The sequence below is a fragment of the Ornithinimicrobium sediminis genome (assembly GCF_021272345.1).
GTDB lineage: Bacteria > Actinomycetota > Actinomycetes > Actinomycetales > Dermatophilaceae > Ornithinicoccus > Ornithinicoccus sediminis_B.
Genome location: NZ_JAJSDQ010000002.1, coordinates 399,301 through 414,241, shown reverse-complemented (window position 1 = coordinate 414,241; position 14,941 = coordinate 399,301). Strand labels below are relative to the sequence as shown.

Genomic DNA, 14,941 nt, shown 5'->3' with positions numbered 1-14,941 from the left:
CCTCAGGGCCGCGCCGGTGCCACCGAGGTGAGGCTGCTCACGAGCGGCAGCCCGCTCAGCGGCACGACCGCGCTCAGGTCGCCCCCGTCGTCGGTGACCCCGAGCAGCAACGCGGCACTCAGCTCACCCGACAGCGGACGCACCCAGACGCTCACCGCGTCGCCGACCGGCACCTCCGCCGTGGTGTCCGGCTCGACCTGCTCCTGCTGGACGGAGACCTCACCGTCGGCCCTCACCAGCAGCACCTCGGCGGTGCCGCCCGCGGTGCTCGCGAGCTGGAGCAGACCGTCCCAGTCCTGCTCGAGGTCCGGCAGCGGCGCACCGGCCAGTCCGGTCACCGGCGGTGACGCGGGAGCCCAGGCCTGGTCTGCGACCCCGTCCTCGGTCGAGCTCGTCGTCGACATCGCGCCGGCGACCACCGGCTCGTCGCTGAGGACCTCCAGGGCATAGGCCCCTGCCGGGAGGTCGCTGAGCTGGATGTCCTGTGTCCTGCCGCCGGGCACCAGTGTGACGTCCTGCTGCACACGGACCGGACCCGAGGGGGTCAGGGCCTTCACCTGGACGACCGCCTGTGACGGGCCGGGCACGGCCACCCGCAGGGCTGTCCCGGCCTCACCCTCTGCCACCCGCACTCCGGGGACCAGCTGGGCCGGCGAGGGAGGGAGGGTGGCGGACGTCAGGGCCAGGCCGCGGTCGGTGCTTCCCTGCAGCCAGCGGTCGCCCAGGAAGGCGCCGACCGGGCCTCCTTCGGAGGTGACACGGACGACGGGTGTGGCCAGCCCGGGGGCGAGCGCATCCAGGAGCGTGACGACGCGCCCTCCTCCCGGCACCACCAGCGACTCCCCAGCGGCCGTCTCGGGGGTGCCGTCGCCGCCCAGCACCTGCAGCTGCACGGTGACGGGGTCGGTCGCCGGGTTGACCAGCACGAGCCTCTCCACGCGGCCGGCCTCGCCGCCGCCGGCGACCAGCCAGGACTCCTCGGCCGGCACCGTGCACGGTGTCGCCGTCATGCCCCTGCGCTGCTCGTCGAGGGACAGGTGCCACTGTCCCGCCGCGAGCCCCGGCGCCAGCACTCCGTCGGCGAGCACCAGCACTCCCTCGGGCTCGCGCAGGTCCAGGCTCACGCGCTCGCCCCGCGAGCCGGTGGTCACCGCGGCGTCGTCGCCGGTGGGCATCAGGGAGAGCTCACCCGTGTGCTGGGCAGGGTCACCACCGGGCCCGGTCGCCGGCTCGTCGGGCAGTGCCTCGGCAGGCACCGTCACCCCGGCCACCGTGACCTCCTGGGGCTGCTCCGGCACCGTGGGGTCCACCAGTCCCTGCTGCTCGGGCCCGGGGCAGGCCAGCGCCGAGGTGCGCACCAGCGCCGTCTCCTCCCCGGGCGCCGCCACCTCGTCGGCCACGGTCGGGGGCAGGACCAGGGGCACCTCGAGCCAGCCTGCGCCGACCGCCAGCCCGGCGACCGCAAGGACCACCACGGTCCCGCGCAGCGTGGCGGCGGCACCGGGCCTCACGAGGTCCGTCCTTCCCGGCGGCCGCCGCCGACCGGCAGGGCGAGGAACCCCACGAGCGCCGCCAGGGCTCCGGTGGCGACCCACCAGGCGCGGTCCGCGCGGGGCAGCTCGACCTCCACCTGCTCGACCCCCTCGGGCAGGTCGTAGGTGGGCGGCCACCCCGGTCGGGCCGGCACCAGGTCGCCGTCGGCCCGCACCTGGGCGACCGCGGGCCACCCGGCCCCTTCGGAGACCACGAGGCGACCACCCGCTCCCCCCTGCGGGAGCTCCGCGGACACCTGGGAGTGGGAGCCGCGGACACCCAGGACCGCCACCTGGTCACCGGCGGGGTCCAGCACGCGCACCCGCCCCGGCACGGCGTCGGGAGCGTCCTCACCCGCGGTCACCCGCCAGAGGACCCCACCCTGGGGCGCACTGATCCTGGTCAGACCCGGGACCCTCTCCAACCCGGCCACGAGCGGGTGGTCCTCCTCCGCATCGAGGTACACGTATCCCACGGCGAGAGCGGCCAGCGCGGCCCCTGGCGCCTCACCCACCGCTCCGGCTGCCTCCACACCCACCAGCTCCTCGACGGCTGCCGACGCGGGCTCGGTGGAGCGGGCGGTGACTGTGCTCTCCTCCACACGGTCCCGCACCCAGGGGTCGACCTCGGTGCCGCGCAGGGCATAGCGCACCGCATAGGACTCGGCCGGCCCCTGCGTGGTGAGGCTCAGCCAGCGCACCGCGGTCGGGCCCGACGCCTGCTCTGCCACCACGGCCGGCACCGCCGGCGAGGCGACCGCGAGGGTGGGGTCCGGAGAGCCGACCGCCCGCCACACCACGACGCCGGCCGAGGCGGCCGCGGCCACCATGGCCAGGACTGAGACGGCACCGGCGAGGGCGCGCAGCGGCGGACGTGCAGCCCTCGGTCGCCCGTTCAGGACCGGCTCCACGGCCAGCACCGCCGCACCCAGGAGCGCAGCACCGGTCAGGCTCAGGAACACCCCCGGCCACAGGGTGACGACCCGTCCCGCCTCGGCGTACCCCGAGGGCGTGACGCCCAGATGCACCCACGGTGCGACGAGCGCCCCGGCCAGGGCGACCAGTGCACCGACGAGCAGCCACCCGGCGCGGCGACCACGCGGGTCCGGCCACAGCACGGCCGCGACGGCCAGCAGCCACAGCGGCGCCGTCCACCACAGGACGGGCGGCACCGGTCCACCCGGGTGAAGGAGCAGGGCCTGCCACGTCGGGACCACACCCTGGACCGTGCCCGTGCCGGCCCCGCCCAGCACGAGCAGTGGCTCCTCCCACAGGGTGCGCAGCCACGGTCCGAGCAGCAGGAGGGGCAGCACCCCGACGGCCAGGCCCCGCCATCGCACCCGGCGCGGACCGCGCGCCAGCATCACCAGCGCCATGACGCAGGTCCAGACCAGCACGGCCGGGACGAACCAGGCGACGATGCCGACGACCAGGACGGTCGCAGCGGCGAGTGTGGTCCCCGTGCGCCCGCCCACAGAGCTGTCCATGGCCGCCACCACCCCCGCGACGACGAGCGGAGCGAGGACGTGCAGGACCACCGGTCCCACACGGCCCTCGTCGACCCCGACGGCCAGGGGCGCCAGCCCGACCCACGCCAGTGCGGCGACGGCGCGGACACCGCGGCGCCTCGTGGCCACCCGCAGGGCGACATAGGCGCAGACACAGGCTGCCGGGAGGGCGGCCCACAGCAGCCAGGCCGTGACGACGTCGACGGAGGAGGACGCGCCAGGGCCGCCGGGGAGGCGCTCGGCCACCCAGGCCAGCCCGGCGAGCGGCAGGACCCACGGCGGCGCCTGGCCCGCTGACCCCAGGCCGGAGCCCGTCCACGGCAGTGCCCACAGCGCCCAGGCGTCACCGGCGCCTGCACCCGAGCTCAGCAGCTCGCCGCCACGCACCCCGTCCCCCGCGGGTGCCAACCCTGCCCAGATCTCCCGCCAGCGGGCCACGGACACCACGGTGGCAAGGACGAGAGCCGCGGTGAGCCACCAGCTCCACCGGCGTGCTCGCCCCCGGACGTCGTCGTCGAGGGAGACCACCTCCTCCCCGACGGGACCGGTCTCGACCCCCTTCCGTGCCGGCTCCGAGGCATCGCCCGCCGGTCGTGGCGACAAGGCCTCCTGCAGGGTCTCCCCGGTGCCCCGCCACCCGGCTCCGGCCGGCGCGAAGAGCCCTTGCAGGTCTCGCTCACGGACCGTCCGGCGACCCCGGAACCGCCAGCGTGCAGCGGTGCTGCGTCCCGGCGCCAGGACGGCGGTGAGGTCTGCCAGCTCTGCGCGCGCCTCCTGGGGTCGCTTGAGGAGCAGCAGGGCGAGCGTCGACAGCACCGCGGCCAGCGCGATGGCGGCGGTCCGCGCGGGGGTCCGCCACCATGAGCCCCGGGCCAGGGCCACCTGGCGCAGGCGACGACGGTGCTGCACGGGCGAGGTGATCCCTGGACCGTGGTCGCCCTGGGCCACGACAGCCTGGGTGGCGACCACGACGCGGTGACCTCGCAGGTGGCTGCGCCAGGACAGGTCGAGGCCCTCGGTGCCCTGGTCGAAGGCCGGTTCCACCCCACCCACCTCGGCGAGCACGTCGCTGCGCACGAGCATGCCGGCCAGCGGCACCCCGATGACGTCGGTGCGGGTGTCGAACTGGCCCTGGTCTACCAACCGCTCGGGCCCGTCGTCCGCCGACCGTCCGCCGCGGGTGACCCGGTGTCCGACACCGAGGAGCACCCGCGGGTCGTCCCTCCGGACCAGCTTGGGACCGACGACCCCCACCCGGCTGCTGCGCCGAACCGGCTCCAGCAGCGCGGTGAGTGCGTCCGGCCGGGGCAGGGAGTCGTCGTGCAGGACCCAGACCCAGCGTCGTGGGTCGTCGGGCAGCACGTGGAGCGCGTCGTTCACGGACGCAGCCCGAGGATGGTCGACCCCGATCGCCGGCGGACGCAGCAGCACCTCGACCCCGTCGAGGGTGATCGGGTGGGCCTGCGCCCGGGCAGCCTCCGGCGAGTCGGGCGCAAGACCCGTCACGACGACCTGGTCGGGGCGGGTCGACTGGGCCCCCAGGGCATCGAGCACCTCGTCGACGACGCCGCCACCGGGACCGGCCAGCAGGAGGACGCTGACCCCGTCGACGGCAGCACGACGCGAGGCCGGGCTCACGGGTCGGCTGGGGGTGGCAGGGCTCAGACGGCCCGCTTCTTCAGCTTGCGCCGTTCACGCTCCGACAGCCCGCCCCAGATCCCGAAGCGCTCGTCGTTCGCCAGGGCGTACTCGAGGCACTCCGCGCGCACCTCGCACCCGACGCAGACCTTCTTGGCCTCCCGGGTGGACCCCCCCTTCTCAGGGAAGAAGGCCTCTGGATCCGTCTGCGCGCACAGCGCGCGCTCCTGCCAGGACGCCTCCTCCGTCCCCTCTTCCACACTCAGCAGTGTCAGCATCTCCATCTCGTGCACGGCTCCTCCTCCGACATCGCCAGCACCTGTCGGACCCGCCCCTCCGGTGGACCGGAAGCAACATCACGACAAGTGAATTACACGCGTGTCATCCCGCCCCGTCAACCCCTGGTCTGCTACAAGCTCCCCGCCAGCGACAATGGAGGCATGCGCATCACAGCTCTGACCGGCGGCGTCGGCGGTGCCCGCTTCCTCCGCGGGCTCCTGCACCACCTCTCCGAGCGTGCCGAGGCGGACCGTGCCGAGGTGACGGTCATCGGCAACACCGGCGACGACATCACCCTCTACGGCCTGCGGGTCTGCCCCGACCTCGACACCGTCCTCTACACGCTCGGTGGCGGGGTCGAGGACGACCAGGGCTGGGGGCGCGCGGACGAGACCTTCCACGCACAGGAGGAGCTCGCCGCGCTCGGCGTGCGACCGCAGTGGTTCCGTCTGGGCGACCGCGACCTCGCGACCCACGTCGCCCGGAGCCAGTGGCTCGGGCAGGGTATGCCGCTCAGCGCCGTCACCACACGGCTCGCCACCCGGTGGGGCCTGCCCGAGCAGGGGGTGACGCTGCTGCCGGTCACGGACACTCCGATCGAGACCCACGTGGTGGTCCGCGACCAGGCCTCGGGGACAGAGCCCGGCGTCGAGCGTGCCGTGCACTTCCAGCAGTGGTGGGTGCAGATGAGGGCGGAGGTGCCGGCAGAGCGTTTCACGGTCGCCGGACTGGACCGCGCTGTCCCCGCACCGGGAGTGCTCGACGCGATCCGTGAGGCAGATGTCGTGCTGCTGCCGCCGAGCAACCCGGTCGTGTCGATCGGCATCATCCTCGGCGTCCCCGGGGTCCGGGACGCCCTGCGAGGGACCCGGGCGCCCGTGGTCGGGGTGAGCCCCATCATCGGGGGCGCCCCGGTGCGTGGGCACGCCGACGCCTGCCTGGCCCCCTTGGGCGTCGAGGTGAGCGCCGCCGGCGTCGCCGGCCTCTACGGGGACTTCCTCGACGGATGGCTCGTCGACACCCGCGACGCCGCCAGCCCGCTCCCTGCCGGCATGCGGTCCGTCCAGGTCCGCGACCGCGACCTGCTGATGCGCGACGTGCGGACGGCCGCCGGGATCGCGGAGGCCGCGCTGGACCTCGCTGCCGCCGTCGGGCCACGCACGGCGGGCGCCTCGGTATGAGCGTCGCCGGCACCGTCAGCCTCATCCCGCTGCACGACATCCCCGAGGTCGAGCAGCACCATGACCTCGGCAGGCTCCTCCGAAGCGCCCTCGACGGCGCCGGGGTGACGCTGCAGACCGGCGACGTGCTGGTCGTGTCGGGCAAGCTCGTCTCCAAGGCCTGGGGCCTGCACACCGACACGACGGACCGGGACGCGGTCGTGCTGGCGCAGAGCCGGCGCGTCGTGGCCGAGCGCCGTTCGCCGTCGGGGACGACCCGTGTCGTCGAGGCGCTGGCCGGTCCGGTCCTGGCCGCTGCCGGGGTGGACGCGTCCAACACCGGCCCGCGCGGCGGGCTGCTGCTGCTGCCCGCCGACCCCGACCTGGCTGCCCGTGCGCTCTATGCCGGTCTTCTTCACGCCTACGCGCCTGCACCGCTGCCGGAGATCGGGGTGGTCCTCAGCGACACCGCCGGGCGCCCGTGGCGCGAGGGACAGGTCGACTTCGCCCTGGGCGCCTGCGGTGTCGCAGTGCTCGACGACCTGCGCGGCGGAGAGGACGTCGACGGGCGACCGCTGAGGGTCACCTCTCGTGCCGTCGCCGACGAGATCGCTGCCGCCGCCGACCTCGTGAAGGGCAAGTCCGCAGCGGTGCCGGTAGCGCTCGTGCGCGGACTCCCCCAGGGCACGGTGACGCGTCCGGGCGCCCCAGGCGCCGCACACCTCGTGCGCACCGGCCCCGGGGACTGGTTCGGGCTGGGTCGGGCGGAGGCCGTCAGGTGTGCGCTGGGCGCACCACCAGGGTCGGCAGTGGCCGCCCAGGTCGGCATCGCCTCCGTGCTGCCCGAGCCCGAGACGGACAGGGTGTCGCGCGCGGTCGCGCTCGCGATGCTCGGCAGCGACGGCCGGGCGGAGGTCGAGGACACCGGGACGGTGCTCTGCATCCGGTGCGCCGACCCCTACGAACGAGGTCGGCTGGCGGCTCGTCTGGAGGTGGCCCTGCACTCCGAGACGGTGGAGCGGCGTGTCGAGGTCACCGCCTGAGGCACCACCGGTCGGGCGGGTCTCAGCGTGTCGGCAGATGGTGGCGCGGGGCCATCCGTGGCCCCCGGCGAGGTCTCCGGACTCCGACGAGCTCCAGGAGCCGCTGCACGCGGTAGCGATGACCCCGGTAGGGATCCAGCAGCTCGGCGAGACCGGTGTCGTCCACCTCGACCCCGGTGAGCGCCCACCCGATGTTGCGTGCCACGTGGTAGTCACCGAAGCTCACGGCATCAGGGTCGCCGAGGGCACGCTGCGCCGTCTCCGCGGCGGTCCACACCCCGACCCCGGCCACCGCGGTCATCCGCCGCCGGGCAGCCGCCCGGGTCAGCTGGGGCAGCTCCTCCAGGCGGTCGGCCAGGTGCACCACCCGCATGACCGTGTCCGCACGCTGCGGGCTCACCCCCAGCTGGAGCCACTCCCACGACGCGACCGACCGGAGCCGGTCGGCACCGGGGGGCGCGACGAGGCCGAGACCGGCACCCGGCCCCGGAGCCGGCGTGCCGTGCTTCCGCACCAGCCTGCGCTGCCCACCGAAGGCCTCCTGGCCGGTGACCTTCTGCTCGATCACGGCCGGCACCATGGCCTCCAGGACCAGCCCGGTGGCCGGCACCCTCCACCCCGGGTGCAGCCGCAGGGCGCGCTCGAGCACCGGATGACGAGGCTCGAAGCCCGCGGGGTCGTCATCGGCGCCCAGCATGCGCGGGAGGGCGTCGAGCAGGCGGTCCACCGACTCGGCCGGCCCCCAGGCCCGGGCGACCACCCGCTCGTGCCGGGCGTCCACACCGACCCTCAGGGTGACTGCTCCGAGCGGAGTCGCGAGAGCACGCCACAGGACTCCCCCCGAGACCAGCCACGCGGGGTCGCCCGCACCGCGACGCAGCGTCCCCCACGTCGCGAGCACGTCCACCGGACGTCCCGGGTGCCAGACCCGCGAACGGGTGGGGGGCGCCGGCACGGTCGACATGCTCGTAGCGTCGCACGGCCGGGTCCGCGGCCCGCCGCGGGCCCCGGGGCCGTGCACTAGGTTGGTGCGGGTGCACACTCCCGCCGACGTGCTGGCCCAGCTGCTCGCCGACGACGCGAGCCGGCCGGCCCTGACCTTCTACGACGACTCTCCGGGGCCGACCCAGGGCGAGCGGATCGAGCTGTCGCGCAAGGTGTTCGCGACCTGGGTGGCCAAGGCCGCCAACGCCCTGCAGGAGGACTACGACGTCGCTCCCGGCAGCGTCGTCCGGCTCGAACTGCCTGCCCCCCACTGGCGCAGCCTCTACTGGGCCTTCGCGGTCTGGTCCGTCGGAGCCACGGTCACGGTCGACCCGCACGAGGGCGCTGACGTGCTGGTGACCACGGATCCGGCCGGCCGGGCTGCGGAGGACGCCGACGAGGTCGTCGCGGTCGCCCTGCCTGCGCTGGCGCGGAGCTTCGGAGCCGAGCTGCGCTCGGGAGTCATGGACGAGGCGCGCGACCTCGCGAGCCACGGTGACGACTTCACCCCCTGGGACGAGCCGGATGCCGAGGACCCCGCCCTCGTCGCCGACGGGGTGCGCACGGCATACCGCGCGCTGATGCCGCGCGCAGTGACGCCAGGCACGCGTGTGCTGGTCACGACCGACCGGACCGACACCCTGCTGCACCAGGCACTGGCGGTCTGGGCGGGGCACGGCTCCCTCGTGATCGTGCGTGGCGGCTCCCCGCAGGCGGAGGACCAGCGGATGCGGTCCGAGGCGGTGCAGCGCGTGGCGGGCCCCGGAGCGGACCTCGGCACCGCCGACTAGAGTCCCCGGCATGGACAAAGTCGTCGCCACTGCTGCCGAGGCCGTCGAGGGCATCTCCGACGGCATGACCCTGGCCGTGGGCGGGTTCGGCCTGTGCGGGATCCCCTCCGTGCTGATCGCCGAGCTTCTCGCCCGCGGCACCGGTGACCTGGAGGTCGTCTCCAACAACTGCGGTGTCGACGACTGGGGCCTGGGCGTGCTGCTCGGGGCGGGGCGGATCCGCCGGATCATCGGGTCCTACGTCGGGGAGAACAAGGAGTTCGCGCGGCAGTACCTGTCCGGCGAGCTGGAGGTCGAGCTCACCCCGCAGGGCACCCTGGCCGAGAAGCTCCGGGCCGGCGGCTCCGGCATCCCCGCCTTCTTCACCGCGACCGGTGTCGGCAGCCAGGTCTCCGAGGGTGGCATGCCCTGGCGCTACGACAGCGAGGGCAACGTCGTGCTCGCGTCCCCGCCGAAGGAGACCCGTCGGTTCGACTTCCTCGACCAGACCCGCGACTACGTGCTGGAGGAGGCCATCACCGCCGACTTCGGCCTGGTGCGCGCGTGGAAGGGCGACCGCCACGGCAACCTCGTCTTCCGGCAGAGCGCCCGCAACTTCAACCCGCTGTGCGCCATGGCCGGACGCGTCGGTGTGGCCGAGGTCGAGGAGCTCGTGGAGCCGGGGGACCTCGACCCCGACAGCGTGCACCTGCCCGGCATCTACATCCAACGCGTGCTGCCGCTGACCCCCGACCAGGCGGCCGACAAGCGCATCGAGAAGCGCACGGTGCGCCCCGCGACCACCCCCGCGACAGCACAGGAGTCCTGACATGGCGCTGACCCGTGAGCAGATGGCTGCGCGCGCGGCCCGGGAGCTGGCCGACGGCGACTACGTCAACCTCGGCATCGGGCTGCCCACCCTCGTGCCGAACTACGTGGCCGACGACGTGGAGCTCGTGCTGCAGTCCGAGAACGGCATCCTCGGTGTCGGCGCCTACCCCGTGGAGGGCCAGGAGCACCCCGACCTCATCAACGCCGGCAAGGAGACCGTGACCGTCCGGCCCGGTGCGTCCTTCTTCGACTCGGCGACGAGCTTCGGCATGATCCGGGGTGGCAAGGTCGACGCGGCGATCCTGGGCGCCATGCAGGTCTCGGAGGGCGGCGACATCGCCAACTGGATGATCCCCGGCAAGATGGTCAAGGGGATGGGCGGGGCGATGGACCTGGTCCACGGCGCCAAGAAGGTCATCGTGCTCATGGAGCACGTGGCGCGCGACGGCTCCTACAAGCTCGTGCGGGAGTGCACCCTGCCGATCACCGGGCTGGCCGTCGTCCAGCGCATCATCACCGACCTCGCCGTCGTCGACGTGACCGACGAGGGGCTGGTGCTGCGCGAGCTGGCTCCCGGGGTCACCGAGGACGAGGTGCGGGCCAAGACGGAGCCGGAGCTCCGCTCCGCCCTCTGAGCCCCACGAGGAAGCCCGTCCCCCAGCTCAGGTGCATGGTCGCCAGAGCCGCCGGCACGCGCACCCGGACCGCGACCGGCTCGCGCCGCGCGATCCACCAGCCGCCGAGGGCGACGGCAGCGGCATACCCCAGCGGCAGCACGGCCAGGGGCCGGTATGCCGTTGCCCCCACCGCCCCGAGCGTCACCGCCAGCACGGTCAGCGGCGGGGCGAGGAAGCGTGGGCCCAGGGCGCCCTGGTGCTCTCGCGCGAGGCGACGCCGCCACTGTCCTGTGCTGTAGAACTGGCGAGCCAGCTCGCGCAGCCCGGCGCGCGGCCGGTAGGTCACCCGGAGCGCGGGCGTGAACCAGACCACGCCCCCCGCCTGCCGGATGCGCAGGTTGAGCTCCCAGTCCTGCGCCCGGTCATAGCGGGGGTCGAAGCCGCCGACCCGGTCGATCCACTCACGACGGAAGACGCCGGGGAAGACGGTCTCCGCCTCGCCCTCGGCCCCGCCCACCCGGAATCGCGCGCCCCCCATGCCCAGCGGTGAGCCCATCGCGGTCGCGATGGCGCGTTGCATGGGTGTCCGCCCCTCGGGCAGAGCCACCCCTCCCACGTTGGCGGCACCGGTGCGCTGCAGCACCTCGACCGCTGTGCTGAGGTAGTCCGCCGGGAGCGCCCCGTGGCCGTCGACCCGGGCGACCACCGGATGGCGTGCCCGGGCGAGAGCGAGGTTGAGACCGTCCGGGGTGCGCCCTCCCGGGTTGCCGACCACGACCACCCGGGCGTCCCCGCGGGCCAGGGCCTCGGCCACCTGCTCGGTGGCGTCCTGGCTCGGGGCGACGGCGAGGACGACCTCGATCTCGCCGGCGTAGTCCTGGGCGAGCACGGAGCCGACCGACTCGGCGAGGTGGTGCTCCTCGTTGCGCACCGGCATCACGACCGACACGGCGAGCGGGCGGTGTGCCCCGTCGGCGGGGTCGGTCGGTCGGGTCGGCACGCGTGCAGGGTATCGGGCAGAGGCTCGCATACCCTGAAGGGCGTGCCGCACCGCCCCGAGGACGACTGGACCCGCCCGCTGCCTCGCACCCGTCGAGGTGAGCCGGCCCCGTGGCCGACCGACGACGGCTGGGACCAGGCGCCCGACGAGCACTGGGACCAGGCCTCCGACGACGGTTGGGACCGGGCTGACGACGAGCGCTGGGACCAGCCCTCCGACCCGTGGGAGGACGGAGGCTGGGTCGAGCCCCGCCGGCGACGGGAGGGTCCGCGCGACCTGGCCGAGGACCGTGCGGCCTACCGCGTGGCCACGACACAGCGCCCGGCACCCTCCCGGCAAGCGGCTCAGCCCCCGCCGCGGCCGCCCCGCTACGGCGCCCGACGCGTCCTCGTCGTGGTGACCGCAGTGGTGCTGGTGTATGTCCTGGCCCTGGTCTGGGCAGCCGCGGCGAGCTGGCTGGCCATCGGACGGGTCGACGCCACTCCGGACAACCCCGCCCGCCCCTCGCCCGCCGCCGGCACGAACATCCTGCTCGTGGGCACGGACAGCCGCGCAGACCTGACCGACGAGCAACGCCGCGAGCTGCGGACGGGCAGCGTCGAGGGTGCACGGGCCGACACCCTCATGGTGCTGCACATGCCCGGGCTCGGGCAGGACCCCACGCTGCTCTCGGTGCCCCGCGACTCCTACGTGGAGATCCCTGGCTACGGGTTCAACAAGATCAACGCCGCCTACGCCCTGGAGGGCCCCGCGCTGATGGTCGACGCCGTCGAGCAGTCCACGGGGCTGGCGATCGAGGGGTACGTCGAGATCGGCTTCGACGGGTTCGTCGGCGTGGTCGGCGCCGTGGGCGGCGTGCGTATGTGCCTGCCGGAGCCCGTCGTCGAGGAGCGCAGCGACCTCGACCTCGCGGCAGGCTGCCAGGAGCTGGAGGGCAAGGACGCGCTGGCCTACGTGCGGATGCGGTACGCCGACCCCCGCGGGGACCTCGGCCGGGTCGAGCGGCAGCGCCAGTTCCTAGCCGCCCTCGTGCAGGAGATGACCCGGCCCAGCACGCTGCTGGTGCCCTGGGCGCTGCACGAGGCCGGCACCGCCACCGGGTCGGCGCTGCGCATCGGTGAGGACACCTCGCTGGTCGACATGGTGCGCGTGGGCCTGGCGATGAGGAGCATCTCAGGCGGTGACGGCACCTCCCTCACGGTGCCGGTCGCAGACTCCAACTACCAGACGGAGGCGGGCAGCTCGGTGCTGTGGGACGAGACGGAGTCCGCTCGGCTCTTCCAGGCCCTGCGCGACGGCGAGTCCCTCACCATCGAGCCGTAGTCCGTCCCGGGACCAAACCCTAGGCGTCCCAGGACCTTCGCCTCTGGAGTTCGTCCGCCTGCCAGGCCATCCTGAAGGTGTCCCGTTATCCCACCAGGAGGTCGCCATGACACACCACATCAGTCCCCGTCCCGTCGTGGTCGGCTACGACGGATCAGCCACTGCGGACGCCGCTGTCGACTGGGCCGCCCGCGCCGCCGTGCACGCCGGTGCGCCCTTGGTCGTGCTGCACGCCGCAGACCGCATCACCTACGCGCACGACGTGAGCGTGGGCCTGTGGAAGCCCGACCGTGTGCACGAGGCCGCACGAGCGGTCGCGGCACGTGGGGTGGACCGGGCGCGCGCAGCTGCTCCGGAGGTGGTGGCGGATGTCGCCAGCTCACTCGTCGGACCGGCCCTGGCGCTCGACGAGGCGTCCACCGGCGCCGCGATGGTCGTCGTGGGCAGCCACGGCCGCGGTCGTGTGCGCGGCGCCCTGCTCGGCGCCACGGCATACGCCGTCAGCGGTCACGCCCGCTGCCCCGTCGTCGTGGTCCGTGAGGGCGACGCCGAGGTGCCCGGCCCCGACCACCGCATCGTCGTCGGCTCCGACGGCTCCGTCGGCGCCGACCGCGCCGTCGACAGCGCCGCAGACCTCGCCGCCAGCTACGGCGCGGAGCTGCACATCGTCACCAGCTGGCACCCGCCGCACCCGGACCCGTGGGACCTGCCGCCTGTCGGATACTCCTCCACGGCCGAGGCGGTCAAGGACCGGCAGGACGGCGCCGAGCGCACCGCCAAGGACGCCGCCGCGCGGGTCACCGCGAAGCACCCGGACCTGGTCGTCACGACCGAGACGCCGGAGGACCGCCCGGAGGACGCGCTGCTCAAGGCTGCCGAGGGCGCCAGCATCGTCGTCGTCGGCTCCCGCGGCCACGGAGCGCTGGCCGGGCTGATGCTCGGCTCCACGTCCCGTGCGGTGCTCCACCACACGCGGATGCCGGTGATGATCGTCCACTGACGAGCCCGCCGACCGGCCGCACGGACCGGATCCCCCTGGGGCGTTGGCCCCAGGGGGATCCGGTCCGTCAGTCCTGGTCCGTCGGTCCTGGCTCTACCGCAGCAGCTGGCGGGCCATGACGACCCGCTGGATCTGGTTGGTGCCCTCGTAGATCTGGGTGATCTTGGCGTCGCGCATCATGCGCTCGACCGGGAAGTCCTTCGTGTAGCCGTAGCCACCGAGCAGCTGCACCGCATCGGTCGTGACCTCCATCGCGACGTCCGCCGCGTAGCACTTCGCCGCGGCACCGAAGAAGGTCAGGTCGGCGTCCCCGCGCTCCGACTTGGCAGCCGCCACGTAGACCAGCTGCCGCGCCGCCTCGAGCTTCATGGCCATGTCGGCGAGCATGAACTGCACACCCTGGAAGTCGGCGACAGCCTTGCCGAACTGCCTGCGCTCCTTGACGTAGCCGAGGGAGAAGTCGAGCGCTCCCTGGGCGATGCCGATGGCCTGCGCGCCGATGGTGACCCGGGTGTGGTCAAGGGTGTGCAGCGCCAGCCGCAGACCTTCACCGCGCTCCCCCACGAGCCGGTCACCGGGGATGCGGCAGTCGTCGAAGAGCAGCTCCCGCGTCGGCGACCCCTTGATGCCCATCTTCTTCTCCGGAGCACCGAACGTGAAGCCCTCGTCCGAGCGCTCGACCACGAACGCACTGACGTTGCGCCCTCGCGGTGCGTCGGGCTCGGTCACCGCCATCACGGTGTAGAACTCCGACTCCCCGGCGTTGGTGATCCACGACTTCTGGCCGTTCAGCACGAACGAGCCGTCCGGCTGCTCGACGGCCTTGCAGGTCATGCCGGCGGTGTCGCTGCCGGCGTTGGCCTCGGACAGACCGTAGGAGAACATCGCCTCCCCACGTGCCACCGGCGGCAGGTAGCGCTGCTTGAGCTCGTCGGAGGCGGCCAGGATGACCGGCATCGTGCCGAGCTTGTTCACCGCCGGGATGAGGGAGGACGAGGCGCAGACGCGGGCGACCTCCTCGATGACGATGCACGTGGCGAGAGCGTCGGCGCCGACTCCGTCGTACTCCTCCGGGATGTGCGGGGCATGGAAGTCGGTCGCGGTCAGCGCCCGGAGCGCCTCGGAGGGGAAGCGGCTCTGCTCGTCGACGGCCGCGGCGTGCGGGCCAATCTTGGCCTCGCACACCTCACGCACCGCCTCGCGCAGTGCCTCGTGGTCCTCGGTGGTCCGGAACAGCTCGACGTCGCTCACACTCG

General features: G+C 74.0%; 13 protein-coding genes. 7 read left to right on the top strand and 6 right to left on the bottom strand.

The genetic code is table 11. The features are described 5' to 3' along the window. Nucleotides 1-2: 2 nt before the first annotated feature. Genes LVO85_RS06365 through LVO85_RS06355 form a run of 3 tightly spaced genes read right to left on the bottom strand, consistent with a single transcriptional unit; the run spans nt 3 to nt 4,962 of the window. The gene (locus LVO85_RS06365) at nt 3-1,511 is read right to left on the bottom strand and encodes a DUF5719 family protein (RefSeq protein WP_232746567.1); all 1,509 of its coding nucleotides are present in this window, start codon (nt 1,509-1,511) and stop codon (nt 3-5) included. Continuing rightward, nucleotides 1,508-4,678, bottom strand: coding sequence for a glycosyltransferase (locus LVO85_RS06360; protein ID WP_232746566.1), 3,171 nt, complete (start codon nt 4,676-4,678; stop codon nt 1,508-1,510). The genes LVO85_RS06365 and LVO85_RS06360 overlap by 4 nt, the downstream gene beginning before the upstream one ends. A gap of 23 nt (nt 4,679-4,701) precedes the next feature. Continuing rightward, nucleotides 4,702-4,962, bottom strand: a complete 261-nt coding sequence (locus tag LVO85_RS06355; protein WP_232746851.1) for a WhiB family transcriptional regulator — start codon at nt 4,960-4,962, stop codon at nt 4,702-4,704. 156 nt (nt 4,963-5,118) lie between these two features. Between LVO85_RS06355 and cofD the strand changes: the two genes are divergently transcribed. Then, entirely contained in the window at nt 5,119-6,138 is a 1,020-nt protein-coding gene (gene cofD, locus LVO85_RS06350) for a 2-phospho-L-lactate transferase (protein ID WP_232746565.1), read from the top strand. Next, nucleotides 6,135-7,160: a coenzyme F420-0:L-glutamate ligase gene (locus LVO85_RS06345; RefSeq protein WP_232746564.1), complete on the top strand. Its 1,026-nt coding sequence runs from the start codon at nt 6,135-6,137 to the stop codon at nt 7,158-7,160. The genes cofD and LVO85_RS06345 overlap by 4 nt, the downstream gene beginning before the upstream one ends. A 22-nt stretch (nt 7,161-7,182) precedes the next feature. Here LVO85_RS06345 and LVO85_RS06340 read toward each other — a convergent pair whose 3' ends face one another. Beyond that, nucleotides 7,183-8,124: a DNA-3-methyladenine glycosylase family protein gene (locus tag LVO85_RS06340; protein ID WP_232746563.1), complete on the bottom strand. Its 942-nt coding sequence runs from the start codon at nt 8,122-8,124 to the stop codon at nt 7,183-7,185. A gap of 70 nt (nt 8,125-8,194) precedes the next feature. On the opposite strand from LVO85_RS06340, the gene LVO85_RS06335 reads away from it, so the two are divergent. The 3 genes from LVO85_RS06335 to LVO85_RS06325 are packed head-to-tail and all read left to right on the top strand — an operon-like array spanning nt 8,195 to nt 10,380. Continuing rightward, entirely contained in the window at nt 8,195-8,935 is a 741-nt protein-coding gene (locus LVO85_RS06335; RefSeq protein WP_232746562.1) for a TIGR03089 family protein, read from the top strand. Nucleotides 8,936-8,945: 10 nt separating this feature from the next. Beyond that, nucleotides 8,946-9,743: a CoA transferase subunit A gene (locus tag LVO85_RS06330; protein WP_232746561.1), complete on the top strand. Its 798-nt coding sequence runs from the start codon at nt 8,946-8,948 to the stop codon at nt 9,741-9,743. A gap of 1 nt (nt 9,744) precedes the next feature. Continuing rightward, the gene (locus LVO85_RS06325; protein ID WP_232746560.1) at nt 9,745-10,380 is read left to right on the top strand and encodes a CoA transferase subunit B; all 636 of its coding nucleotides are present in this window, start codon (nt 9,745-9,747) and stop codon (nt 10,378-10,380) included. Here the strand turns inward: LVO85_RS06325 and LVO85_RS06320 are convergent. After that, on the bottom strand, nt 10,325-11,362 hold the full coding sequence (locus LVO85_RS06320) for a glycosyltransferase family 2 protein (protein ID WP_232746559.1): 1,038 nt from the start codon (nt 11,360-11,362) through the stop codon (nt 10,325-10,327). The genes LVO85_RS06325 and LVO85_RS06320 overlap by 56 nt on opposite strands. A gap of 42 nt (nt 11,363-11,404) precedes the next feature. Between LVO85_RS06320 and LVO85_RS06315 the strand changes: the two genes are divergently transcribed. Together LVO85_RS06315 and LVO85_RS06310 are read left to right on the top strand one after the other, a co-directional pair. Beyond that, nucleotides 11,405-12,685, top strand: coding sequence for an LCP family protein (locus LVO85_RS06315; protein WP_232746558.1), 1,281 nt, complete (start codon nt 11,405-11,407; stop codon nt 12,683-12,685). A 106-nt stretch (nt 12,686-12,791) separates the two neighbouring features. Next, nucleotides 12,792-13,685, top strand: coding sequence for a universal stress protein (locus LVO85_RS06310; protein WP_232746557.1), 894 nt, complete (start codon nt 12,792-12,794; stop codon nt 13,683-13,685). A 93-nt stretch (nt 13,686-13,778) separates the two neighbouring features. Here the strand turns inward: LVO85_RS06310 and LVO85_RS06305 are convergent, their stop codons facing one another. Then, nucleotides 13,779-14,936, bottom strand: a complete 1,158-nt coding sequence (locus tag LVO85_RS06305) for an acyl-CoA dehydrogenase family protein (RefSeq protein ID WP_232746556.1) — start codon at nt 14,934-14,936, stop codon at nt 13,779-13,781. Nucleotides 14,937-14,941 lie beyond the last annotated feature (5 nt).

Excerpts from the sequence above, each read along its gene's own strand:
- LVO85_RS06340 (WP_232746563.1), bottom strand. The coding sequence starts at position 8,124 with ATGTCGACCGTGCCGGCGCCCCCCACCCGTTCGCGGGTCTGGCACCCG.
- LVO85_RS06355 (WP_232746851.1), bottom strand. The coding sequence starts at position 4,962 with ATGGAGATGCTGACACTGCTGAGTGTGGAAGAGGGGACGGAGGAGGCG.
- LVO85_RS06330 (WP_232746561.1), top strand. The coding sequence starts at position 8,946 with ATGGACAAAGTCGTCGCCACTGCTGCCGAGGCCGTCGAGGGCATCTCC.
- LVO85_RS06325 (WP_232746560.1), top strand. The coding sequence starts at position 9,745 with ATGGCGCTGACCCGTGAGCAGATGGCTGCGCGCGCGGCCCGGGAGCTG.
- cofD (WP_232746565.1), top strand. The coding sequence starts at position 5,119 with ATGCGCATCACAGCTCTGACCGGCGGCGTCGGCGGTGCCCGCTTCCTC.
- LVO85_RS06345 (WP_232746564.1), top strand. The coding sequence starts at position 6,135 with ATGAGCGTCGCCGGCACCGTCAGCCTCATCCCGCTGCACGACATCCCC.
- LVO85_RS06310 (WP_232746557.1), top strand. The coding sequence starts at position 12,792 with ATGACACACCACATCAGTCCCCGTCCCGTCGTGGTCGGCTACGACGGA.